Annotated in this window: 22 protein-coding genes and 1 other annotated feature; of the genes, 3 read left to right on the forward strand and 19 right to left on the reverse strand. The window is 38.1% G+C overall.

Annotated features, from left to right (window positions below):
- Positions 1-233 precede the first annotated feature (233 nt).
- Both Q0E19_RS06170 and Q0E19_RS06175 read right to left on the reverse strand, forming a co-directional pair.
- On the reverse strand, positions 234-1,199 hold the full coding sequence (locus tag Q0E19_RS06170; RefSeq protein ID WP_294408221.1) for a stomatin-like protein: 966 nt from the start codon (positions 1,197-1,199) through the stop codon (positions 234-236).
- 18 nt (positions 1,200-1,217) lie between these two features.
- Entirely contained in the window at positions 1,218-1,658 is a 441-nt protein-coding gene (locus tag Q0E19_RS06175) for an NfeD family protein (protein WP_294408222.1), read from the reverse strand.
- Positions 1,659-1,857: 199 nt separating this feature from the next.
- On the opposite strand from Q0E19_RS06175, the gene Q0E19_RS06180 reads away from it, so the two are divergent.
- Positions 1,858-2,616: a YdcF family protein gene (locus tag Q0E19_RS06180; protein WP_294408223.1), complete on the forward strand. Its 759-nt coding sequence runs from the start codon at positions 1,858-1,860 to the stop codon at positions 2,614-2,616.
- 60 nt (positions 2,617-2,676) lie between these two features.
- Here Q0E19_RS06180 and Q0E19_RS06185 read toward each other — a convergent pair whose 3' ends face one another.
- Positions 2,677-4,341 carry a 2-isopropylmalate synthase gene (locus Q0E19_RS06185; RefSeq protein ID WP_294408224.1) on the reverse strand — a complete coding sequence of 555 codons (1,665 nt, stop codon included), beginning with the start codon at positions 4,339-4,341 and terminating at the stop codon, positions 2,677-2,679.
- A gap of 189 nt (positions 4,342-4,530) precedes the next feature.
- Positions 4,531-4,765 (reverse strand) — a binding site (T-box leader).
- Positions 4,766-4,930: 165 nt separating this feature from the next.
- On the opposite strand from Q0E19_RS06185, the gene galT reads away from it, so the two are divergent.
- A complete protein-coding gene (gene galT / locus Q0E19_RS06190) occupies positions 4,931-6,427 on the forward strand; it encodes a UDP-glucose--hexose-1-phosphate uridylyltransferase (protein ID WP_294408225.1) in 1,497 nt (498 codons plus the stop codon).
- 141 nt (positions 6,428-6,568) lie between these two features.
- On the opposite strand, the gene Q0E19_RS06195 is transcribed toward galT, so the two are convergent.
- Complete coding sequence (locus Q0E19_RS06195) at positions 6,569-7,129, reverse strand: TetR/AcrR family transcriptional regulator C-terminal domain-containing protein (protein ID WP_294408228.1); 561 nt, start codon at positions 7,127-7,129, stop codon at positions 6,569-6,571.
- Between the two features lie 101 nt (positions 7,130-7,230).
- Here Q0E19_RS06195 and glgB point away from each other — a divergent pair, with 101 nt between their 5' ends.
- Positions 7,231-9,009, forward strand: a complete 1,779-nt coding sequence (gene glgB / locus Q0E19_RS06200; protein WP_294408229.1) for a 1,4-alpha-glucan branching protein GlgB — start codon at positions 7,231-7,233, stop codon at positions 9,007-9,009.
- Positions 9,010-9,058: 49 nt separating this feature from the next.
- Here glgB and Q0E19_RS06205 read toward each other — a convergent pair whose 3' ends face one another.
- The 15 genes from Q0E19_RS06205 to Q0E19_RS06275 form a co-directional block, all read right to left on the reverse strand.
- Positions 9,059-9,640, reverse strand: coding sequence for a chromate transporter (locus Q0E19_RS06205; RefSeq protein ID WP_365904714.1), 582 nt, complete (start codon positions 9,638-9,640; stop codon positions 9,059-9,061).
- Positions 9,624-10,244 (reverse strand): chromate transporter, encoded by a 621-nt coding sequence (locus Q0E19_RS06210; RefSeq protein ID WP_294408230.1) that lies wholly within the window; start codon positions 10,242-10,244, stop codon positions 9,624-9,626. Before Q0E19_RS06210 ends, Q0E19_RS06205 begins: the two co-directional genes overlap by 17 nt.
- 97 nt (positions 10,245-10,341) lie before the next feature.
- Positions 10,342-11,211, reverse strand: coding sequence for a GH25 family lysozyme (locus Q0E19_RS06215; RefSeq protein ID WP_294408231.1), 870 nt, complete (start codon positions 11,209-11,211; stop codon positions 10,342-10,344).
- Positions 11,180-11,644: an Rrf2 family transcriptional regulator gene (locus tag Q0E19_RS06220; protein WP_294408232.1), complete on the reverse strand. Its 465-nt coding sequence runs from the start codon at positions 11,642-11,644 to the stop codon at positions 11,180-11,182. The genes Q0E19_RS06215 and Q0E19_RS06220 overlap by 32 nt, the downstream gene beginning before the upstream one ends.
- Positions 11,645-11,674: 30 nt before the next feature.
- Entirely contained in the window at positions 11,675-12,778 is a 1,104-nt protein-coding gene (gene rpoD, locus Q0E19_RS06225; protein ID WP_294408233.1) for an RNA polymerase sigma factor RpoD, read from the reverse strand.
- A 69-nt stretch (positions 12,779-12,847) separates the two neighbouring features.
- Positions 12,848-14,620, reverse strand: a complete 1,773-nt coding sequence (gene dnaG, locus Q0E19_RS06230; RefSeq protein WP_294408234.1) for a DNA primase — start codon at positions 14,618-14,620, stop codon at positions 12,848-12,850.
- Positions 14,621-14,652: 32 nt separating this feature from the next.
- Positions 14,653-15,696, reverse strand: a complete 1,044-nt coding sequence (locus Q0E19_RS06235; protein WP_294408235.1) for a deoxyguanosinetriphosphate triphosphohydrolase — start codon at positions 15,694-15,696, stop codon at positions 14,653-14,655.
- Between the two features lie 179 nt (positions 15,697-15,875).
- Positions 15,876-16,505: a YigZ family protein gene (locus tag Q0E19_RS06240; RefSeq protein ID WP_294408236.1), complete on the reverse strand. Its 630-nt coding sequence runs from the start codon at positions 16,503-16,505 to the stop codon at positions 15,876-15,878.
- A gap of 63 nt (positions 16,506-16,568) precedes the next feature.
- Positions 16,569-16,769, reverse strand: coding sequence for a 50S ribosomal protein L31 (rpmE, locus tag Q0E19_RS06245; protein WP_294408237.1), 201 nt, complete (start codon positions 16,767-16,769; stop codon positions 16,569-16,571).
- 164 nt (positions 16,770-16,933) lie between these two features.
- A complete protein-coding gene (locus Q0E19_RS06250; protein WP_294408238.1) occupies positions 16,934-18,904 on the reverse strand; it encodes a carbohydrate-binding domain-containing protein in 1,971 nt (656 codons plus the stop codon).
- Between the two features lie 126 nt (positions 18,905-19,030).
- Positions 19,031-19,726 (reverse strand): DUF4956 domain-containing protein, encoded by a 696-nt coding sequence (locus Q0E19_RS06255; protein WP_365904720.1) that lies wholly within the window; start codon positions 19,724-19,726, stop codon positions 19,031-19,033.
- Positions 19,719-20,456 (reverse strand): polyphosphate polymerase domain-containing protein, encoded by a 738-nt coding sequence (locus Q0E19_RS06260; protein ID WP_365904722.1) that lies wholly within the window; start codon positions 20,454-20,456, stop codon positions 19,719-19,721. The genes Q0E19_RS06255 and Q0E19_RS06260 overlap by 8 nt, the downstream gene beginning before the upstream one ends.
- A gap of 106 nt (positions 20,457-20,562) precedes the next feature.
- Positions 20,563-21,885: a HAMP domain-containing sensor histidine kinase gene (locus tag Q0E19_RS06265; protein ID WP_294408239.1), complete on the reverse strand. Its 1,323-nt coding sequence runs from the start codon at positions 21,883-21,885 to the stop codon at positions 20,563-20,565.
- Positions 21,882-22,565, reverse strand: a complete 684-nt coding sequence (locus tag Q0E19_RS06270; protein ID WP_294408240.1) for a response regulator transcription factor — start codon at positions 22,563-22,565, stop codon at positions 21,882-21,884. The genes Q0E19_RS06265 and Q0E19_RS06270 overlap by 4 nt, the downstream gene beginning before the upstream one ends.
- Positions 22,566-22,740: 175 nt before the next feature.
- Positions 22,741-23,301 carry an XRE family transcriptional regulator gene (locus Q0E19_RS06275; RefSeq protein ID WP_294408241.1) on the reverse strand — a complete coding sequence of 187 codons (561 nt, stop codon included), beginning with the start codon at positions 23,299-23,301 and terminating at the stop codon, positions 22,741-22,743.
- Between the last annotated feature and the right edge of the window lie 104 nt (positions 23,302-23,405).

Genomic DNA, 23,405 nt, shown 5'->3' on the forward strand with positions numbered 1-23,405 from the left:
CCCCACTCCTATAAATCAAATATTAACTAGGCTTAACCCAAAAGGGCGTAATTGACCCATTTCAACAATTAATTATATCACATTTTTCATAATATGTCAACGAAAATAGCCCTATTATGCGCTATTTCCATATTTTTTGTATATTATGATGATTTTGCCGAAAAATTATCTTTCATTTTGTAAGGACATAATACAAAAAGGAGCTGTGCAACAGCCACAGCTCCTAACTCACTTTATTTCTTTTCGCTTGTCATAACTTCTTTCAGACCTGTTGCAAGGCCTGCAAGTCCCTGAATCTCACTAGGAATAATGATCTTTGTAGCCTTTCCGTCAGCGGCTTTACCGAATGCCTCAAGGCTCTTGAGCTGGATAACAGCCTCATTTGGATTAGCAGCGTTAAGCTTTATGATACTGTCAGCGATAGCCTTCTGAACCATGTCAATAGCCTGAGATTCACCCTCAGCTTCAAGTATCTTCTGCTCTTTTACAGCGTCAGCTCTGAGTATCATAGACTGCTTTTCAGCTTCAGCAGCGAGTATCTGAGATTCCTTATCAGCCTGCGCTCTAAGGATCTTAGACTCCTTCTCACCTTCAGCAACAAGTATCTGAGATTTCTTTTCAGCTTCAGCCTGGATTACCTTTTCTCTTCTTTCACGGTCAGCTTTCATCTGACGCTCCATAGCGTCCTGAATCTCTCTTGGAGGCAGGATATTTTTAAGCTCAACTCTCTGTACCTTAATACCCCATCTGTCAGTAGCTTCATCGAGTATGGCAGTGATTCTTGTATTGATTATATCTCTGGAAGTAAGAGTAGCTTCGAGGTCTAGATCGCCGACAATGTTACGGAGTGTCGTAGCTGTAAGATTTTCAATAGCTGAAATAGGACGCTCAACACCGTATGTGAACTGCATAGCATCTGTTATCTGGAAAAATACTACTGTGTCGATCTGCATAGTTACGTTATCTTTGGTGATAACTGACTGCGGCTTAAAGTCAACGACCTGCTCTTTTATAGATACACGCTTTGCGATCCTATCTATAAAAGGAACTTTTACATGAAGACCTGTTCCCCATGCAGCGTGAAATGCTCCAAGACGTTCAACTACATAAACATATGCCTGCGGAACGATCTTAATATTTGAGATAATAACTATAATTATAAAAACTATAATTGCCAGAAGTATGTAAATACCATCCATGATTAATCCTCCATAAAATTATTTTTTCTTTTCAACTATCAGCTTTGCGCTGTCCACTTTTACAACAGTGACCGGTACGCCCTTTTCTATTTCGCTTCCGTCAGCGGAACGTGCCGCCCAGTTAGTGCCATCAAGCTTTACACGACCTTTGCTCATGGTGTTATCGATAGGTTCAGTTACGATAGCTGTTTTTCCAACATCAAGCTCATAGTTCGTCGGAACAGTCTTGTTGGCTACCTTCTTTACCAATGGTCTTGTCAGTATCAGCAGAATGATAGAACCCACTACAAAAACTATACACTGAACTATGAAAGAGAGTTTAGCTATTGCGCAGAACATAGAGATCAAAGCTGCAAGTGCAAACCATACAGAAATTAGAGCCGCACCATTAGCTACCTCACATATAACAAAGAAGACAAATGCTAAAGCCCAGATAATAATTGGTACTGTTTCGGGCATAATGTCACCTCCAATTTATAATATAAATTCATTATAACATACTTTTTTTCCGTTTACAAGTATAAATAATAATTTTTTTAATATTTACTTGAATTTACATAAATTACACAACTACATATTCAAGCTGTATTAATTAAGAAAAAAATAGCTTGTATATGCATAGTTTCTATGGTATACTTATTTTACGGAGGAGATATTCATGACTATAAAAGCTATACTTTTAGCATTAGAAACATTTTTACTTATTCTTTTTCTCACGCCTTTACCTATAATATGTTCTGGAAACATAGCAGGGATAATTTTTTGTTTTGCATTGCTTGTAATTACAGCAAATTTTAATATATTTTCGTCATTGCTTTCAAAGATGTGGACGCATATTGCAGGCAAAATAACTTTAATATTTCTTTCTCTAATTATTCTTGCAGGAATTATATATGCGGCTGTACTTTCCGTGCTGATGTATAAAGCTATGGAGAATGAGCCTGATGATCCCGATGTAATCGTGGTTTTAGGCTGTAAAGTCAATGGGAACAAGCCTTCAAGAATGCTCAGACGCAGACTTGATACAGCTGTTGAATCTTTAACAGAATATCCAGATGCCATATGCATAGTTTCAGGCGGACAAGGCTCAAATGAATCAGTTTCAGAAGCATCTGCCATGAAGAATTACATGGTTGAAAAAGGTATTGACGAATCAAGAATAATTATGGAAGACAAATCGACCTCAACATATGAAAATATCAAATTTACTATGAAAATACTTGATGATCTTGACAAACCATATGATATGACTTTGGTCACAGACGGTTTTCATCAATACAGGGCAAGTCTTATTGCCAAAGATCTAGGTGTTGGTAAAATAACTGCTTTCTCAGCACATACAGAAGCTCGATACGTTGTTACCTACTGGGTAAGAGAATGGCTGGGTATAACTCATTTTTATGTTTTCGGAAACTGACTAAACTAAAAAATCCGCAGATGCACGATATCTGCGGATTTTTTCTATTTGACTTTTATGTTATTTAACAATGTGGTTTATTGCGGAAAGCAGAGCATTTATAGATGCAACAATAATATCTGTGTTTCTGCCTGCACCCCATACTGTCTTATCATTTACTGAAATACCAACATAGGCAACAGCTTCTGATGAAGAATGTCTTTCTATTGCATGTTCCTGATAAACTTCAATGGTGAAGTCCAGCGGAATAGCTTTCTTTAAAGCTGTCGCAACAGCGTCAAGTCTGCCGTTACCCTCTGCTTTGTATACAGCAGTACCCTTTCCAGGTATAACAGCAGTTATCTCTGTGGAGATCCTGCCTTCGCCCTCCTGCTTGAAATGTGCCTCTGTAACATCAATAGGCTTACGGACGTTAAGATAATTCTCCTTGAATATATCATAAACTTCATTAGGCTTGAGTTCTTTATGGAGGTGATCTGAGATATCCTTAACAGCATAACCGAAATTCTCTCTCATCTTCTTTGGAAGGTCATAGCCGTACTGCTGCTGAAGAATAAATCCTATGCCGCCCTTACCTGACTGAGAATTGATTCTGATAACATCTCCCTCATACTCTCTGCCAACATCATGCGGGTCGATCGGAAGATATGGAACAGTCCACTTATCACAGTTCTTCTCTTCTCTCCACTTCATACCCTTTGCAATAGCGTCCTGATGTGAACCAGAGAATGCGGCAAATACGAGCGCACCGGAATAAGGAGTTCTTTCATAAACCTTCATTCTTGTAACTCTTTCATAGAGTTCGACCAGACTTGGCAGATCAGAGAAATCAAGTTCAGGATCAACGCCATGTGTGAACATATTCATAGCCAGTGTAACGATATCAACGTTACCTGTTCTTTCACCGTTACCGAAGCAAGTTCCCTCGATTCTGTCAGCACCAGCAAGCAATCCCAGTTCACTGTCTGCTACGCCGCAGCCTCTGTCGTTATGTGGGTGAAGAGAAACGATAACATTTTCTCTGTTGTGAAGTGTATCGCACATATATTCTACCTGCTGTGCATAAACGTGTGGCATTGACATTTCAACTGTTACAGGCAGATTGATTATCACCTTATTATCAGCTGTCGGCTCCCATATATCAATTACAGCATTGCATATATCTCTTGCAAACTCTGGCTCGGTACCTGTAAAGCTTTCAGGTGAATACTCAAAAGTGATATGACCGTTTGCTTTTTTCTTATACTCATTGCAGAGCTTTGCACCGGTAGTTGCGATCTCGATGATCTCTTCCTTAGATTTTCTGAATACCTGCTCTCTCTGTGCAACAGAGGTAGAATTATAGAGATGAACAACTGCGTGCTTTGCACCGTCGATAGCTTCAAAAGTTTTCTTGATGATATGCTCTCTTGACTGAGTAAGTACCTGAATGGTTACATCATCAGGGATCATATTTTTTTCTATAAGAGTACGGCAGAATTCATATTCTGTTTCAGATGCCGCAGGAAATCCTATTTCGATCTCTTTAAAGCCTATCTCAACAAGCTTTGTAAAGAATTCGAGCTTTTCTTCAAGGCTCATAGGGATTATCAATGCCTGATTTCCATCTCTAAGGTCAACTGAACACCACATAGGAGCGTGATCGATATATTCCTTTTCTGCCCACTTCATACATTTTACAGGCGGCATAAAATAGCCTCTTGAATATTTTTCTGAATTTTTCATTGTATTATCCTCCTTATAAACTATACTGTATACTTAAAGCTTTTATATTTTATCAGATCATGTTGCATAGTCGGTCGAACAGCCATTTTTCGCTTATCTTATACACTTTAAAAACATAGGAAAATTTCATAAGCTGCCACCGACCTTTCATAATTATTTTAGCATAAAAAAAACGCCGCTCCTAAATTAAGGAGAGACGAGCTGACCCGTGTTACCACTCTCATTCGTATATGACTTACATCAATATACCTCTGCCGCATCAAACAATGCGTAACTCTGTAACGGGAGTACCCGTGCACGGCTACTGAATTTCACTATGCAGGCTCAAGGACGAGTTATTACGAAACTGAAATACTGACTCGCACCTACCGCCAGCTCTCTGAAAATTCTGAAATTTCGCTTTGTTTCCTCTCAAAGCCTTTCAATTATTTATTACATTATATTCTTTTTCTTTTCATTTGTCAAGAGTTATGCTTTTGTTTTAATAAAATATTAATATTCACGACTTTGTTTTCAAATCTGTTGACTTTATTTTGTGATTGTAATATAATTGATTTATAGTAATTTGAATTGAAATGAGGACATTATTATGATTAACGACAGTATAACAAAGCTGGTGTCTTATGCTCTTGAAAATGGTCTTATCGAACCTTATGACAGAGTTTACAGTATCAACAGACTGCTTGAGGCACTGCATATTGATGAATACGAAGAGCCGAATGAAAAATATTCAAATATTGATCTTGAAACTGTTCTAAATGAGATACTTGAATATGCTTGTGAAAAAGGACTATGTGAAAATTCTGTTGTATACAGAGATCTGTTTGACACAAAACTTATGGGGCTGCTCACTCCACGTCCATCAGAAGTTGACAGCAAGTTTGCACAAAAGTATAAAAACTCACCTAAAGAAGCAACAGATTATTTTTATGATCTATCCCAAAATACGAACTACATAAGACGTTATCGTATAAAGAAAGATGTCAGGTGGATGACCTCAACTGAATATGGCGATCTCGACATCACTATAAATCTTTCAAAACCTGAAAAAGATCCTAAGGCTATTGCGGCTGCAAAAAATGCAAAGCAGTCAGGATATCCGAAATGTCTTTTGTGTTATGAAAATGTTGGATATGCAGGTCGTGTAAACTCCCCTGCCAGACAAAATCACAGGGTTATATTACTTAAAATCGACGGTCAGGATTGGGGATTACAGTATTCACCGTATGTTTACTATAATGAACACTGCATACTGTTTAACAAGCAGCACACACCGATGAAAATTGACAAAGCTGCATTCAGCAAACTCTTCTCTTTTGTTGAACAATTTCCTCATTACTTTATAGGTTCAAATGCAGATCTGCCCATAGTTGGCGGTTCAATACTTGCACATGAGCATTTTCAGGGAGGCAACTATGAGTTTCCTATGGCGAAAGCGACTATTGATAAACCTCTTACTTTTAAAGGATATGAAAATATCAATGCAGGAATAGTACGCTGGCCAATGTCAGTAATACGTCTTAACGGCAACAGCAAAAATGATATAATTGATCTTGCAGATAAGATACTAAATGCATGGAGAAACTATACTGACGAAGCAGCATTTATTTTCGCAGAAACTGACGGTGAACCACACAATACCATAACACCTATTGCAAGAATGAGAAACGGCAATTACGAACTTGATCTTGTACTGAGAAATAATATTACAACCGAAGAACATCCACTTGGCGTTTATCACCCACACGCAGAACTTCATCACATAAAGAAAGAAAATATCGGACTTATCGAAGTAATGGGACTTGCCGTTCTTCCGTCAAGACTTAAACACGAAATGGAAATGCTGAAAGACGCAATACTTGCAAAAAAAGATCTCCGAGCTATTGACGAACTTGAAAAGCACGCCGACTGGGCTGAAAAATTCATCTCAGAAAACAACATTACCGAAAGCAACATTGATGATATAATCCGTCATGAGATCGGAATTGTATTCTCAAAGGTTCTTGAACACGCCGGTGTTTACAAAAGAGATGAAAATGGACAGAAAGCTTTTATGCGTTTTGTTGATTCTCTCAATAATTATTAACTAAGTGTAAAATCTACATAAAAAGTGCGACAAACTAAAAATTTGTCGCACTTTTTTACAACTAAAAAATATTGTCTATTCAAAATGTAGTAATTTTAATATATAATTATAATAATGTTTACAACTAATATTAACTATTATTTATAGATTTTCTACAAATCCCTTACCGATAGCAACGTTTTCAAGGGCAAGTTCCTTCATTTGTAACATTACCGTATGCGGTGGATCTTTCATTCCGCTTTTAGCCCAATCAATTATCATACCGCAGAAACCATGTGAATAGAAATCAGCAAAGAATTTTGCTTTGTCACTTCTCTTTCTTGTATTGGCAACTGCGTGGTAAAAGAACCGCAGAAAAAGCTGATGCATACTTTTAAACAGATATTTTTCAAATGTCTGTTCGTTGCTTTTCAAGGTGTTGGAGTAAAACTTTTTATCCTTTTGCATATTTTCAAGAAAGCCTTCAAGACGTTCATACCAGTTGTCATAGTTTACGCCTCTGGTTATATTTTTAAAAAGCTCGTTGTAGTAAATATACGCAAGGAGTTCATATTTATCTTGAAAATGATAGTAAAACGATTGTCTGTTAAGACCGCATTCGCTGGTGATATCAGATATCGAGATCTTTTCAAAAGGTTTCTGATCGCATAAAGCTTTCAGTGCGTCGCAAAGGGCGCTTTTTGTTATTGCAGAACTGGACATTAATTCAATTCCTTTCAGTTCATTTGATATAATTCAATTATATCACATTCATAAAAAAATTCAAGTTATTTTTATAAATTTTAAAAAGGAAGTGTAAACTTATGGCGAAAAAAGATTTTCTTCAAGGACAAAGCTGCACTGCTTATGATGATTTTGGCGCAAAAATAGATAAAAATGGAGTTACTTTTACCACATACGCTCCTCACGCAGCTAATGTAAAATTGTTATATAATGACGCTGAATATCAGATGACTAAGGACAGCAATGGCGCTTGGGAAGTTTATGTTGAGGGTGCTTGTGAAGGCGGCATATACCAGTACGCTATCACAAATCACACATTTCAGACTTATGTAAGATCTGACCCGTTCGCTTTTTATAGTCAGGTACGCCCTCAGACTGCGTCAGTAGTATATAACATAGACGATTACAGCTGGAAGGATTCAGAATGGATCGAAAGCCGTGACAAATGCTATGAAAAGCCTATGAATATCTATGAAGTACATTTCGGTTCATGGCGCACGAAATTTGACAGTGAAGAAGATGACAGACTTTATTCCTATGACGAAATGATCGATCTGCTTATCCCATATGTCAAAGATATGGGATACACACATATCGAACTTATGCCAATAATGGAATATCCTTTTGACGGTTCATGGGGATATCAAGTCACAGGATATTTTTCGGCTACCAGCAGATATGGTGAGCCAAGAGGGCTGATGCGTTTTATTGATGCCTGTCACAACGCTGGAATAGGCGTTATTCTTGACTTTGTTCCTGTACATTTCGTTACAGATTTTTATGCTCTGCATATGTATGACGGTGGATTTCTTTTTGAAAGCGATTATGAAGATCAGCGTTATTCTGAATGGGGTACGGCACTTTTTGATTACACAAAACCTCATGTGCTGAGTTTTATAAAATCATCTATCAACTTCTGGATAGAAAAATATCATGCTGACGGCATACGATATGATGCAGTCGCTTATCTTATCTACAAGTATGGCAGAAAAGAAAATCCTATCAACGATTCGGGTATATGGTTCCTTAAAAACACAAACTACGCTATCCAGAAAATGCACCCAGATGTAATGCTGTTTGCTGAAGATTCCACCGATTACGAAAAGGTCACAGCTCCTGTGGAATTCGGCGGACTTGGATTTGACTATAAATGGGATCTCGGATATATGAACGATACTATTAATTATGTCAAAACACCGCCTTTCGAGCGTGGAAAGCACCATAACAAAATGACATTTTCAATGAGTTATTTTTATAATAATCTTTATATACTCCCCTATTCTCATGACGAAGTTGTTCATGGAAAACAGACCATGCTCGATAAATGTTTTGGAACACATGAAGAAAAAATAGCAACTATAAAAGCTTTATACACTTTCCAGTTTACACATCCGGGCAAAAAACTTAATTTCATGGGCAATGAACTGGGTGAATATATGGAATGGCGCTATTATAAAGAACTTGGCTGGAATCTCCTTGCTTATCCGAGCCATGATTCACTGCATGAATATCTGAAAAAACTTCACCATATATATCTTAATGAACCATCACTTTTCAAATATGATTATAACTCATCATCATTCCGTTGGATAGATGCAAATAATAACAGACAGTCAATTTTTGCATTCCAGCGAAACGATCTTAACGGAAATAAGCTGTACATGGTATTTAATTTCTCAGGAGCTAAGCAAAGATATGATCTTCACGTTGATGAAAACTGTCACTATGAAGAGATACTCAATTCTGACCGTGATATATATGCAGGTTCAAACTGTCTGAATAATAATCTTAATTCTTTCAATTATACTCTTCCTTTAAATCTTGCAGCGTGCAGCTGTACAATAATAAAAAAAGCATAACATAAAAACGCAGCAGAAATCTATTGAACTCTGCTGCGTTTTTGGGGTTTTATTGAAAAACTCCATAAAATACTATGCCAAGAATAGCCGATATCACTATTATCATTATCGGTGACAGTTTTTTATTTTTCGATCGGCTGACAATCAAATTTATAACCGCTAATATAATTAGTATAACTATTGCCCATATATCAGCAGAAAAGCTTGATTGGGCATTGATCACACCAAACAATGAACTTAAAGCCATGGTCACTGCGGCAGATAAGATCATAGCTACCACACAAGGTCTTATTCCTGAAAGAACAGCCTTTACACCTGCATATTTTAAAAGACTTTCAAAAGCCGCAGCTATTATCAGAATTATAATGAACGCAGGCAAAACAACACCAAGCGTTGCAATAAATGAGCCGAGCATACCACATTGAGATGCGCCGATAAATGTTGCCATATTTACTGCCATTGGTCCCGGTGTGGACTCAGATACGGCTATAAAATTTAAAAATTCACTTTCAGACATCCAGCCATTAGACAGAACAGCTTCTCGAATAAGCGATACCATTCCATAACCGCCGCCAAATGAAACTGCTCCTATCTCAAAGAATATAAGAAACAGTTTAAGGTATATCATCATTTTTCTCTTTTACCTTTCGTACAGTCTGGCCTTTTCTTATCTTTGTGATATAATAGAGCATCAAGCCGATCACACCGCATATTAAAATATAAAATACAGATGAAAAATTCACAGCAAGTAATGAAAAAGCGGTCATAATCGTTATTACAGAAATGATTATTATACTGTTAAACAAGTTCTTTTCCAAACTTTTGAGCATTCTGATGCCTGCTGAAAAGATCAGATATATTACGCCTACCTGAATTCCTTTAAATGCAAAGCCGACATATTTCAAGCTCAGGAACTTATCAAAAAATAATGAAATGATATAAATTATTAAAAATGACGGTATACACACGCCAATAGTTGCAGCAAACGCTCCCAAAAATCCACCTATTTTGTATCCGATAAAAGTTGCGCTGTTTATCGCAGTAGGACCTGGAGTAGACTCGGATATGGCAGTCATATCAATAAACTCTTCTTTAGTGAGCCAGTTCTTTTTCTCTGAAAATTCATTTTCCAGTAAAGCAATCATCGCATATCCTCCGCCGAAAGTAAATGCACCTATCTTAAAAAAAGTAAGAAAAAGCGTTAATATTTTTCTGTCCTCAGTTTTTTTCTTCATTCACATCGCCTCACGGATAATTATACCGCACTTTACATTACAAGTCAACAATACATAAGAAAAACGACACTATAAACAGTATCGTTTTTTTGAATCATTATAAATACATATCAGCAAATTTGTTCTCGTCGCCATTGAACAAAACCATTTCAAGATAATCTCCGCTTTCATAATATGAAAACTTAACTCTGTTTGAATAGCCCCAGAAATCCCAGCGTATATCATCATCTATCTTTGAATACTGACTCTCATACCAAACAGGACAATTATCAAAACGCTCATCAGAAACGATATTTTTATATGTTCGGCTGCTGCATTTTATAATTGGTTCTGATCCATAGTAAGATTTTATCTCTTCTACAAAGTCATACAGTCTATCCGAAACTTTATCATAGTCTGCGGGAAATAAATTCATAAATCCTGTTATCTTGACTTCAACAGCAGGTTTGAGCCAGCCATTCATATTACCGCACACATCAATAAAATGCTTTGCCTGCTCTTTGCCGTCCATATTAAAATCAAATATATGAAGCGCTCCGACAGGAAGATCTGTTTCTGTAACACCGCTTTTATTTGTCTGAAAATTTTCATCTTCATAAGCTGTACTTTTAGTGGCTCTTATGAATACCAACTGTATATTCTGCTGAGCAAAACTGTTCCAACTGATCTTCCCCTCTTTTTCGGTTATAACAGGACCACGAACGGGATAATCACGCTTTCTTGGTTCATTGAACCAAAGCTGTCCTGTGTAAAGCATAATAACTAGATTTATCAAAAGAACTGCTGTACATAATAATATTGATCTGATTATAAGCTTTCTTAAAAAAGGATGCTTTTTTCTTTCTGCGGCAGGTTCTTCTATGTCATAGGACTCAACATCTGAGAATTCCATTTCTATACGCTGCTGAGCATCTTTATCCAGCTTGAACTTCTTTTTATCGGATCTTTGCATTTTTCTCCGACTCATCGGCATTTTCCTCTCTGCCAAGACACTCAGCACCGTCTGCTGTGAGGTCGGCAAAATTGTACTGTTCAAGCTTATCACGCACAGCTAATGTTATATCACAAAAAGCCTTCTGATATGCACATTTTCCTGACATATCCCTGTTGCATATTCCGTCAGGCGCAAGACATCTTGAAAAACAGTATGTACCTTCTATTGCCTCGACGACCATTCTGAGAGTGATATTGTGGGAATCAATATTTATCTGATATCCGCCCTGAGTACCTTTGAATGACTTGACAATACCTGCTGCAACAAGTTTTCTTAAAATTTTAAGCGCAAAACGCAGAGTAACACTTGCCCTGTCAGATATCGTCTTTGCATCAAGCTTGACCTTTGCACGGCAAAGCTCAGCTACTATTCGGACAGCGTAATCTGTTTCCAGCGTTATAAACATCTATACATTTCCTCTCAATGAATTAGAAAATTAATCAAGATAATCTCTTACCTTATTGCTTCTGTTAGGATGACGAAGCTTTCTGAGAGCCTTAGCCTCGATCTGACGTATTCTTTCTCTTGTAACCTTAAATTCCTGACCAACTTCTTCAAGTGTTCTGGAACGTCCGTCCTCAAGACCAAAACGCAGTCTGAGTACCTTCTCCTCACGTTCTGTAAGGGTAGAAAGAACCTGATTGATCTGTTCTTTAAGAAGTACCAAAGACGCTGCCTCTGCCGGTGCTGGCGCATCATCATCAGGGATAAAATCACCCAGATGTGAATCTTCCTCTTCACCGATAGGAGTTTCCAGTGAAACAGGATCTTGAGCTATTCTCATGATCTCTCTTACTCTTTCTACGCTCATATCAAGTTCCTGAGCTATCTCCTCTGGTGAAGGATCATGACCGTTCTTATGGAGCAGCTGTGATGAAACCTTCTTGACCTTAGTTATGGTTTCTACCATATGAACAGGGATCCTTATAGTTCTTGCCTGATCGGCAATAGCTCTTGTGATAGCCTGTCTGATCCACCATGTGGCATATGTGGAGAACTTAAAGCCCTTCTTATAATCAAACTTTTCAACTGCCTTGATAAGTCCCATATTACCTTCCTGAATAAGATCGAGAAAACTCATACCTCTTCCAACATATCTTTTGGCAATAGAAACAACAAGACGAAGGTTAGCCTCAGCAAGTCTTTTTCTAGCCTTAGAAGCTTCCTTTTCATTATCGCCTGACATCTTTTCAGCAAGCTGTATCTCCTCTTCAGAAGTCAGCAGCGGAACTCTGCCTATCTCTTTCAGATAGATCTTAACAGGGTCGTCAATGGCAATGCCGTCTGTTGAAAGAGAAATATCCACTCCGTCAGGTTCAAGTTCGTCCTCAGGATTTACAAAATCAAGAGTATCATCAACAACAACGTCATCAATGATCTCAATATTAAGACTTGCGCAGGTGTCATAGAAATTATCCATCTGCTCTACATCATAATCAAGCTTTTCCAGTGCATCTGTTATTTCCTTTGTTGTCAGTTTACCTGTCTGCTTGCCATGCTCCATAAGGTTATCCATAATGGCTTTTTTGTTCTCTGTCATAATTAACTCTCCTTTATTTTTACAAAATTCATTTACTCGTAATTGTATAATATATATGTAAAAAAACGATCAGTTCTTCTGACTTCTCATTTTTTCTATCATTTTAAGAAAATCATCATCTGATTGTTCGGTCTTTTCATTTTTACTGCCGTTATAGTTAAGCAGTACATTTATATAATCACCGACAACATTATGATCTACGGAAAGCTTATCAAACTTGTCGATAATACCTGTTATCCTGCCGACTTCATCAGGCGAAAATTCGTCATTAAAAGAAGAAACAGAACAGTCCTCCAGATTATTTATTTTTCTCACAAGGCTTTCATATATTCTGCGGTTAAAGTCAGTAACAAATTTTTCCGCAGGCAGTCGGCTTGAAATATCACCGCAAGCGTCAGGATTGTTAAGCAGATAATAAATTATCCCGCTTTCAGCCTGAGCTTCTTTAGGATGTGCATTAGCCTCAGGATTTATCTCATCTCTCGGACGATTTGTAAAGGTTATCGTGCGATGCCACTCTTTTTTATTTTGAGCAGCGATTTCTTTTTTGATTATTGACTTTACTTCCTGTTCAACCGCCATTTTAGAAATCCCCTGCTCCTGAGATATTTTTGATATATAAATATCTTTTTCCACAGGTGATTTTATAGCGGCAATAATACGGCAGGCTTTTCTCAGATAATCATTTTTGCCTACCTCTGTATCAGTATCAACACCGTCACGGCATTTGTTCAGTTCAAAATTTATAGCTCCGTCAGAGTTATTCAGCAGATATCTGAAATGCTCTGCACCGAATTTCTTTATGTACTCATCAGGGTCTTTAGCACCATTCATCTTTATAACAGATGTTTTCAGTCCTGCGTCGCTCAGTATACCTATTGCTCTCGATGTCGCTTTTTGTCCTGCCTCATCAGAATCATAGCATATAACTGCCTGCTCGGCATAATTAGAAATTATTTTTGCTTGTTCAGGAGTAAGAGCCGTACCGCATGATGCGACAGCGTTTTCAAAGCCTGCCTGATTTAATGATATAACATCAAGATTTCCTTCACATAGTAATATCTGCTTATCCTTTACAGCCTGATTTTTAGCAAAATTCATCGAAAAAAGGAATCTGTTTTTTGAATAGCACAAAGTATCCTTTGAGTTGAGATACTTCCTTTTATCGTCATCAGATAACGCACGTCCGCCAAAGCCCACAATATGACCTGCAAGATCAATAAACGGGAACATAGCTCGGTTTACAAAGAAATCAAACGTCTTATCTCTGTACTTCTGCGAGCGTGATATAAGCGAACCTGCTTCAAGTTCAGCTTCAGTATATCCCTCACCCATCATATAGGTTTTAAGAGCGCTCCAACTATTCGGTGCATAACCCATACCATATTTCTTTATGGTATCCAGAGAAAGTTTACGTTTATTTATCAGATAATCAAGGCACTCTCTGCCCTGCGGAGTTTTAAGCTGATGATAAAAAAATCTTGCAGCAGTTTTATTCATTTCGTACATTCTCTTCCGTTGATCTGTACGCTGGCTATTATAGCCATTGTCCTCAGGAAGAGGTATACCTGCACGTTCTGCAAGTATCTTGACAGCTTCCCAGTAGTCAAGATTATTATATTTCATTGTAAATGTTATCACATCTCCGCCTGCACCGCAGCCAAAGCAATGAAAATATTCCTTATCGGGGTGAATATGGCATGACGGAGTTTTTTCATTATGAAAAGGACAAAGGCATATGTAATCACGTCCTGTACGTTTCAGCGTAACATAGCTGCTCATTACCTCTGCAATAGGGTTTGCAGCTTTTAACCGTTCAAGAAAATCAACAGGCAGCGCCATATTTACACCTCCCGACAATGCCAAAAATTATACTAATATATGTTCCAACCCTCAGGGATAAAGAGATGCTTGAAAGTCTGTATAGCAAAGCTGTCAGTCATGCCAGAAATGTAATCACATACTGCTTTATCAATACCATAATGATATGCCAGATTTATATACATGGCAGGCAGTTTTTCAAGATGATTTACATAGTAATCATAAAGCCTTGCTATCATCTCCTGCGCCTTGCTCTCCTCAGATTTACATTTTGGATTAGTATAAACGCTGTCAAACATAAATCTGTGCAGCGCTTTATAAGCTTTATCCACTTCGTCGGACATCTTCACCGTATACTTATGTGTATCAGTGATCTCGTCTTCCTCATTTTGCTCAACAGGAACTATTCCGTTCTCCACAAGTGAGGATACCAACGCAGTTATTCTTTCAGATTTCGAGTGTCCCAGAACTTTTGTTATCCACGACGGAATATCCTCTTCGGAAATTATTCCTGCTCGGATAGAATCGTCGATATCGTGATTTATGTAAGCAATAACGTCTGCAAACCGTACTATATAGCCTTCAAGGGTATCTGCTACCTGGTTTGTGTGCTTTAATATCCCATCACGAACCTCAGCGGTAAGATTAAGACCTTTGCCGTCATTTTCAAGAATATCAACTACTCTCAGGCTTTGCTCATAGTGATGAAACCCGTCAGGTGAAAGCTGATTAAGCGCACGTTCACCTGCATGACCAAAAGGCGTATGCCCAAGATCATGTCCCATTGCTATCGCTTCTGCAAGATCCTCGTTAAGACGCATTGCTCGTGTTATGGTCCTTGCGATCTGACTTACCTCAAGTGTGTGGGTAAGTCTTGTTCTGTAATGATCTCCCGCAGGCGAAAGAAAAACCTGTGTCTTATGTTTTAACCTTCTGAACGAATTACAGTGTATTATCCTATCTCGATCACGCTGGAAATCCGTTCTCATGCTGCATTTTTCTTTAGGATATAGTCTGCCTTTTGAATTTGATGAAAGGCAGGCATATTCACAAAGCATCTGTTTTTCAAAAAGTTCATACTGTTCTCTTGGCAGCATATATATCATCTCCCTAAAAATGCTTTACTGTTATACTTTAACAAGCATATTTCAAGTTCTAATAATATATACCCTTAAAGGCCTTAAAAAGCCTTTATTTTTCAGATAAAGGCTTTTGTTTTGGAATATCAAACAAATTATACACAAGTCTTAATATATCCGATTATGCACTTTTACGTTCATTCATACCCTGCAAAATCAGCCATAAGATCCTTTTCTTCATCGATCGCAAGCTGACCGTTTGAAATATCCGTAAGCTTTTTTAAAAGCGGAGATACAAACTCATTTTTCACGAGTACAGATATATTTACAGTATCAGCAAAATCTTCTTTTTCTGTAATGACTTTAAATTCAGGCAGTGCATAAGACACTTTTCCATACATAGTGTAATCACAAGAAAATGATATCCTTGAACATTCACACATAACCAGTTTTCTTGCAGCGTTCACCGCCATAGAACAAGCCTGAGAATATGCTCTAACAAGTCCGCTCGCTCCAAGCAGTATGCCGCCGAAATATCTTGTCACCACAACGCACACATCTGTCAAGCCTGCTTTATTTATTACATCAAGGACAGGGATCCCCCCTGTTCCCTGCGGTTCTCCGTCATCTGAATAACGTGATGCATTGCCCTCACGCACAACATATGCATACACATTATGTCTTGCCTTACGGTTTTCTGACTTTATCTTATTTATAAATTCTATCGCTTCATCTGCTGTTTTCACAGGGCATATATGCCCGATAAATTCAGACTTTTTTTCTATAAAGCTTTCACTTGCATATTCATAAACAGTTGTATAGCTCATCACTTTCACCGTCCTGTTTTTATCAAGAAAAAAGAGCGGACAAAAAATCCGCTCTTAAAAATCTTAGTCAAGCTTGAATCTCTTCTTGAATCTGTCAACACGTCCGCCGCTGTCTACAAGCTTCTGCTTTCCTGTGTAGAATGGGTGGCACTTAGAACAGATTTCAACCTTGATATCCTTCTTTGTAGAACGAGTCTTGATCACGTTGCCGCAAGCACATGTGATCGTAGTCTCTTCATAATTAGGGTGAATACCTTCTCTCATCAGAAAAACCTCCTTCCAAACTAAAAATTATGACTCATAGAAGCCCATCATCCTTAGTTCAGACAGTAGTTCTATGTAGCGTTCTTAAAAGATGTCACTTAACTGACTAAAACATTATACCACTTACAATTTGATTTGTCAAGTTTTTAATATTTTTTTTACAATTAAAATCTTCTTCCGCCGCCCATATCTCCCATTCCGCCGCCGAAGCCTGAACCTGTGGAGTTAGATGTTATGATATCTGAAATAGTTATCTCATCACTCATGTCTCCAGCAGTAACTGTATAAGTTTCTCCCTCTTTAAGATCAGGAGATGAGAAAACAACACCCTGCCATGTCTTATCATTTGTATATGAAAGTATTACATTTCCGCTGCTGTCCTTGACTGTAAATTCAGTACCTGCTGATAAAGTCTGTGAAAAATCGTGAAGAACTGCATACTGTGTAGAATTCTCTCCGAAACATTCTTCCATTCCCACTGCACCGCTCGCTATGATAGTTCCGCCCTTTATTGTTGCTTCACCGTTGTAATCAAGCGCTCCATTTCCGCCATTAGTCGGGCCGCTTATATAAACTGTACCGCCCTCCATATAGAAATCACCGTTTGAGTCAAGTCCGTCACCGCCTGCATCGACATTGAGCGTACCGCCTGTTATGCTCAGATATACTCCTTCCTGTGCAGCGAACTGGTCACGGCCCATTCTGTCGTCAGAGCTTGTATCACTGCCGCCTGCACAGTTTACACCATCATCAGATGATGTAACGTCTATATTTCCGCCGCTTATAGTTACTGTAAGACCTTCAATGCCCTCGTAACTTTTGCTTATTGTAATTTCTCCGTCGCTGATAGAAAGATTATTGTCGCTGTGCATACCGTCGTCACCAGATGCAGCATTAAGTGTTCCTCCGCTGATTATCATATCTCCGCCACAGTGGAAGCTGTCATCAGCTGAATCTATATTGAAAGTTCCTGCTGTTATTTCAAGATTTCCTTCTGCCTTTAATCCCTTTGCAGATGTTGACTCACTATCTGTATCTGAAGTCTGATCCTGTGATGAAGCACTCAGCGTTTCTACATTAAGTTCAGTTGTATTATCTGTCTGCTGCATATCAGGCGCACCACCATTTGTGCCATCTGGCGGTGTAGGAGGATCTCCGCCCATATCTCCTCTTGGACCTCCGCCTCCGTTGCCCATATCATTCTGCCAGTCACCATTAGGAGTGCCGTCAGACTTCATAGATGCGTTTGCACTTCCGCCGCCTGTTGTAATATTAAATTCTCCGCCGTCAACAGAAAGTACAGTTTCAGCTTCTATTCCGTCACCATTAGCAGTAATGTTAAATGTTCCGCCTGAGATGCTGATAAATCCCTTTTCAGTATCTTCAGTATTTGTAGACCTTATACCATTAGTACCTGCTGAGATGTTGAATGTTCCTCCGGAAATTTTAACGCTGTCCTTGCCCTCGATAGCCGTTGATACTGACGTAACAGTAATATTTTCTCCTGTTATAACAAGATCGTCCTTTGAAACGATACCATGCTTGTAATTAGCATTTACCGTCAGACTTCCCTCCCCATTGATAGTAAGATCCGCCTTAGAGAAAATAGCAGCGTCTGTATTTTCATCTTCAGACAATTCATACTCTCCGCTGTCGGATATTACATTTTCCGTATTATCCTCCATGGTTATGTACACCTTATCAGCTTTTGTTACAAGTATCGGTGCATTATCTTTGCAGGTAAGATCAAGTCCATTGAACACAAGTCTGACTTCAGCCTTTTTGTCTGCGTCTACTATGATCCTGCCATCTGAACAGCTGCCTGATAAAATATAAGTTCCTGCACTTGTTATAGTAATATCCGTTCCGTTAGCCTCAACACCGCTTCCACTCAACTGAACATCAGTATCAGAGAATGTGATCGTTGCGGCTTCTGATTCATCGTAGCCAACGTCCATATCTTCTGCTGATATCTTATTGTCTATATTGCTTGCTGTAACAGAAGACGAGGCTGAGCTGCTGTCCGTACTGCTGCTTTTAGAACAGCTTGTCATAGCTAATAAAGCGATAGCTGCTGCAAAAGCGGCAATTCTTTTAAATTCTGTCTTAGAGGAAACTTTCTTAATGTTTTTCATAATGCGTCACTCCTTTTACTAATATGTTTATATTTTAAAATTTTTAATATTATTTTTTGCTTTTTATATACCCGACAAATCTTCGGCAGTTTTCTGTCGGGTATATACAGTTTATTTTCACGGATATTAAAGTTTCTCCTGCTCGCTTATAACCTGAGCGCAGGTAATCTCAAGATTACCATTTCTGCATCTGATCTCATCGATCATTTCTTTTTCGCTTACGTCTGATTTTATTACGATATTATAAGTAAGTTTAAAAAGGCTGCCCATATGCGTTGTCTTTACAGATACCAGCTTTGCGCTCTTAGTATACTTATCAAAAATGTCATTGAATACGTCTGTATAGTCAAGGCTTTCAGGAATAATAACAGACAACATTTTTTCATTGCTTCCTGTTTCACCAAATGGTGAGAGCGTATAGATAATGCCTATCACACATACGACCGCAGTAAATATTACTGCAAGGAGCAGATGATTTGTACCTGTTGCAAGTCCTACCGCCATAGACAGGAAGATAGCACATATGTCACGGGCATTTCCTGGGATAGAACGGAACCTTACAAGACTGAAAGCACCCATTACAGCTACGCCTGTGCCAAGATTTCCGTTTACAAGCATTATAACGACCTGTACGATAAGAGGAAGAAGAGCAAGGGTAAGAGTAAAGCTCTTTGAAGTTTTCTGCTTTATGCTGAATGAAAATGCTATCACCGCTCCAAGTACAAGCGATACAATGGTACAAAGGATAAATGTTCCGGTAGTCATTACCGTTGATGTCGATGTAAGATCGATAGTTTCAGTTAGAGTTGTTATATTAAGCACAATAGATCACCTTTCCGTCTTTGATTTTTTTACTGCATTCCTTTTTGAACGCTTCTCCATATTTGGAGAATGAAGCAGGATATATTTTCAGCTCATCGAGTATCTCAGAAAGCCACATCGGCATTGATCCCGGTATTTTGATCTCCATTATTTTAAGATCAGGCGGGAGAAGTTCGTTTCCCCATATTCCCTTATCAAGCTCCAGTGCCTCTTCACGATACAAAATGTGATTATCAAATGTTACCCTGAGTGCAGGATCTTCTATGCCATAAAGTGCGATCCTGTCATAGCTAAGATACATCGCCGGAGATATTTCCTTGTAGTATTTCAGAAAATATGATATCTCATTTTCGATCTGCTTATTTTTTTCGGGAGATATTCCTTCAAAAATAAACTTATTCGATTGATCCAGAGTCATATCTATTCTTCTTTTATAAACTACGCCTTTGTATTTTTTCTTGAGTTCAACAAAAACGAGTGAATTTTTATCAGGTGTTCCATAGCTTCTGACTCTCAGTTTTTCCTTATATACAGGCTTTTCCATAGAGGTCCTTATAAGCTGATGCGACGGAGTATCATAATAGATGTTGCATATGGTAGTTTTACCATACTGATCGATCTTCATTTTACCATCGAATCGTTCCATAAGTGCCCGATAGTCCTTTTCGTCTATCAGATACTTTTTTTCCACTCTTTCAAAAATTTTCTGAACAGAGTTCAATGCATTCATTCCTTTCGTGTTTTTCTCTATGTCTATAAGTATACAGGCTTTACTTTAAATCAAGCTTAATCTAATGTGTAATTAAAATGAAAATTAATTGTACATTAATTTCACATTACATTTTCAGCACTGCAGTGAAAACGATCTCACCTTTTTCGGCTTTACAGGTTATCTTGCCCTTATGCGCCTCGCAAACGGCTTTTGCAATAGAAAGTCCTATTCCGTTGCCTGTCTTTGTATCATCTTCACTTCTACTGCGTGACATATCGGCACGATAAAATCTGTCAAACAGTCTGTTAAGATCCCCTTTAGGCGGAACTTTACAGGTATCAGATACTCTTATCTTCACATTTTTTCCATTAGCCGTTCTGTAAAGCTCTGCTTTTATCAAGCCGTTGTCATCAGAATATTTTACAGCATTCTCTATAAGGATAGATATAAGCTGCCTTACAGCACCCTCATCACCATTGAACCTTATGCCCTCTTCAGTAATGATCTTTAATGTTTTTCCCTTTGTCTGAGCAAGGGTTTCAAATGGTGCAGCCGAATCATCAAAGGCTTCTGACAGGTCAAATTCATTAAAAGTCAATTTGATATCATTTTCTTCCATTTTAGAAAGCCTTAACAGATCAGCCACCAAAATATTCAGACGTTGTATCTGATTTTTTATACTATCCGTCCATTCACTTGGCTCAGAAGTCATTTCAATAACTTCTGTATTTGCCATAATTATAGCTATGGGCGTTTTTATTTCATGACCTGCATCGGTAATGAATTGTTTCTGCTTTTCATAGTTTTCTATAAACGGTTTTACAGCACGTTTTGACAAAATCAATATCATTGCGCAAACAAGCACATATCCAGCCGCAGCTATACCAAGTGAAATGGCTATGAACTGTGATTTGGTTTCATTATCCTTACGGCAGTCAAGGAAAATATACAGTTTTCCGCTATCATCACAATCACTAACAAGATACTTGTAATTTCCGATATACCCGCTTGTGTTATCACTTTTTCTGACCTCATCAGCATATTCTACTGCCTCATTAGATGTTACAGCAGCTATATGTCCTGTATCGACCTTATCAAGACTGTTGCTGCCGTTATACCACACAGTAAAATACCTCGTCTGATATTTTGTTTCTTCGTTAAAGAACTTCTTTTTTATATCAGGCGAAGGCTTATGATCTTCATTATCATCTGACATACTGCTTGTATCTGTTTCATCAGTGCTGTCAGGCGGTGTTTTCTGATCGTGAGGTTTATTGAATTCAGGAAATCTGCCGTCATTGTCAGCTATAAGCTCAAGCAGCTGATCTTCCTCATTATTTATGCGATAAACGTTTACTATATTTATTGAACCGATTATAAGCGTTTCAACTATCAGCAGACTTATTGCTGCAATAAGCACGAATCTCCGCCTGAGCCGTTTTATCATTTTGCAGCCTCTTTCTCCTCTATGGTGTATCCCACTCCTCGTGAGGCTTTTATCTCAATATCTGCTTTAATAAGATTAAGTTTTTTTCTGAGATATGAAATATATACCCAGACAACGTTTATCTCAGCATCTGAGTCATAACCCCATATCTTCTCCATAAGCCGCTCAGTGGAGATAAGCATATTATGATTAAGCATAAGCATTTCAATGACCTGAAATTCCTTATTTCCAAGCTTCTGCGTACCTTCGGCAGTGGAAATGGTAAAGTTCTCTCTGTTGAGCGTAACATTTCCCATTTTCAGAAGATTGGGGGCAAATTCACTTTTTCGTCTTGTCATCGCCCTTATTCTGGCAAGCAGTTCTCCCATTGCAAAAGGTTTTGTAAGGTAATCATCAGCACCGCTGTCAAGTCCTTGTATCTTATCATCAAGCTCGGACTTTGCAGTGAGCAGCAGTACAGGCGTTTCAATTCCAGTTTCTCTAAGACATTTTAAAACATCTATGCCGTTCATACCAGGCATCATGATGTCAAGAATGATACCGTCATATGTTTCACTTAAAGCATAGGCTCTGGCATCAAGTCCATTATAGACCTGATCCACATAATAGTTATTGTGTTTTAATATTGCTGTCAGAGCATTAGAAAGTTCTTTTTCATCTTCTGCAAGAAGCAATCTCATAATAAACACTTCCCTTTTTAGTATAATTTTATATTATGATTATACTTTGTCTGCCTTAAATTTACCTAAAAAAATTATAGCACAAATATTCGGATATAGCAAGTACAATTTTACTTGTTGTTTACAAAAAAGACAGCCGAACCTTCAAAGTACGGCTGTTTTATCATAAAGTGAATCAATATTTTTTACTGAACGTAAGATACGAAACAAAGCTTAACGTTTCCTTACTGTTATTTATATACTTATGCTCTTTGTCACATTCAAAGCACATGGCATCACCCTCAGGTATTTCATAGAACTCTCCGTCTATTTTTAATGTAAGCGTACCTTTGGTCACAATAACATATTCACAGGAATGCTCTCCGTGTGAGTCGCTTTGATACATTCCGTCAGCTTGTATGACTGCGCCATACACTTCAAATTCTCCTGTCTTTTCAAAAGGAAAATACTTATAGACTGCATACTGACCTTCTTCATTTTTTATGGGGGTAAGGTCATCTCTGCATATCTGGCAGGCTTCACTTACAGGCGCTTGGATAAGATCGTCAACGGTTATACGCATTCCGCCTATTATCTTTGCTATCGTGCTTATAGTAGGATTTGAATCCCCTCTTTCTATCTGCCCCAGCATACTCTTGCTCACACCCGTGATCGCAGCTGCATCGTCAAGCGAGAGTTTTCTGCTTAGTCTGATACGTTTTAAATTTAAAGATATGTTTTTTGAAAGATAGTCCATTCTACTCCCTTCCCTCCGAAAAAATAAAAAATGACGCTTTTAAACCCTCAGATCTAAAAGCGTCATTGCTCAAAACAATATTATAATATAATAAAGTATAACTT

Source organism: uncultured Ruminococcus sp., from assembly GCF_934476685.1.
GTDB lineage: Bacteria > Bacillota > Clostridia > Oscillospirales > Ruminococcaceae > Hominimerdicola.

Coding starts and splice junctions, on each gene's coding strand:
- Q0E19_RS06235 (WP_294408235.1), bottom strand. CDS start 15,696: ATGCTGCCAAGAGAACAGTATGAACTTTTTGAAAAACAGATGCTTTGT.
- Q0E19_RS06205 (WP_365904714.1), bottom strand. CDS start 9,640: ATGATGATATACCTTAAACTGTTTCTTATATTCTTTGAGATAGGAGCA.
- Q0E19_RS06195 (WP_294408228.1), bottom strand. CDS start 7,129: ATGTCCAGTTCTGCAATAACAAAAAGCGCCCTTTGCGACGCACTGAAA.
- Q0E19_RS06220 (WP_294408232.1), bottom strand. CDS start 11,644: ATGTTTATAACGCTGGAAACAGATTACGCTGTCCGAATAGTAGCTGAG.
- glgB (WP_294408229.1), top strand. CDS start 7,231: ATGGCGAAAAAAGATTTTCTTCAAGGACAAAGCTGCACTGCTTATGAT.
- Q0E19_RS06210 (WP_294408230.1), bottom strand. CDS start 10,244: ATGAAGAAAAAAACTGAGGACAGAAAAATATTAACGCTTTTTCTTACT.
- Q0E19_RS06260 (WP_365904722.1), bottom strand. CDS start 20,456: ATGAATGCATTGAACTCTGTTCAGAAAATTTTTGAAAGAGTGGAAAAA.
- rpmE (WP_294408237.1), bottom strand. CDS start 16,769: ATGAGAGAAGGTATTCACCCTAATTATGAAGAGACTACGATCACATGT.
- Q0E19_RS06180 (WP_294408223.1), top strand. CDS start 1,858: ATGACTATAAAAGCTATACTTTTAGCATTAGAAACATTTTTACTTATT.
- Q0E19_RS06185 (WP_294408224.1), bottom strand. CDS start 4,341: ATGAAAAATTCAGAAAAATATTCAAGAGGCTATTTTATGCCGCCTGTA.
- galT (WP_294408225.1), top strand. CDS start 4,931: ATGATTAACGACAGTATAACAAAGCTGGTGTCTTATGCTCTTGAAAAT.
- Q0E19_RS06270 (WP_294408240.1), bottom strand. CDS start 22,565: ATGAGATTGCTTCTTGCAGAAGATGAAAAAGAACTTTCTAATGCTCTG.
- Q0E19_RS06240 (WP_294408236.1), bottom strand. CDS start 16,505: ATGAGCTATACAACTGTTTATGAATATGCAAGTGAAAGCTTTATAGAA.
- dnaG (WP_294408234.1), bottom strand. CDS start 14,620: ATGGCGCTGCCTGTTGATTTTCTTGAACGGTTAAAAGCTGCAAACCCT.
- Q0E19_RS06265 (WP_294408239.1), bottom strand. CDS start 21,885: ATGATAAAACGGCTCAGGCGGAGATTCGTGCTTATTGCAGCAATAAGT.
- Q0E19_RS06215 (WP_294408231.1), bottom strand. CDS start 11,211: ATGAGTCGGAGAAAAATGCAAAGATCCGATAAAAAGAAGTTCAAGCTG.
- Q0E19_RS06250 (WP_294408238.1), bottom strand. CDS start 18,904: ATGAAAAACATTAAGAAAGTTTCCTCTAAGACAGAATTTAAAAGAATT.
- Q0E19_RS06275 (WP_294408241.1), bottom strand. CDS start 23,301: ATGGACTATCTTTCAAAAAACATATCTTTAAATTTAAAACGTATCAGA.
- Q0E19_RS06175 (WP_294408222.1), bottom strand. CDS start 1,658: ATGCCCGAAACAGTACCAATTATTATCTGGGCTTTAGCATTTGTCTTC.
- rpoD (WP_294408233.1), bottom strand. CDS start 12,778: ATGACAGAGAACAAAAAAGCCATTATGGATAACCTTATGGAGCATGGC.
- Q0E19_RS06170 (WP_294408221.1), bottom strand. CDS start 1,199: ATGGATGGTATTTACATACTTCTGGCAATTATAGTTTTTATAATTATA.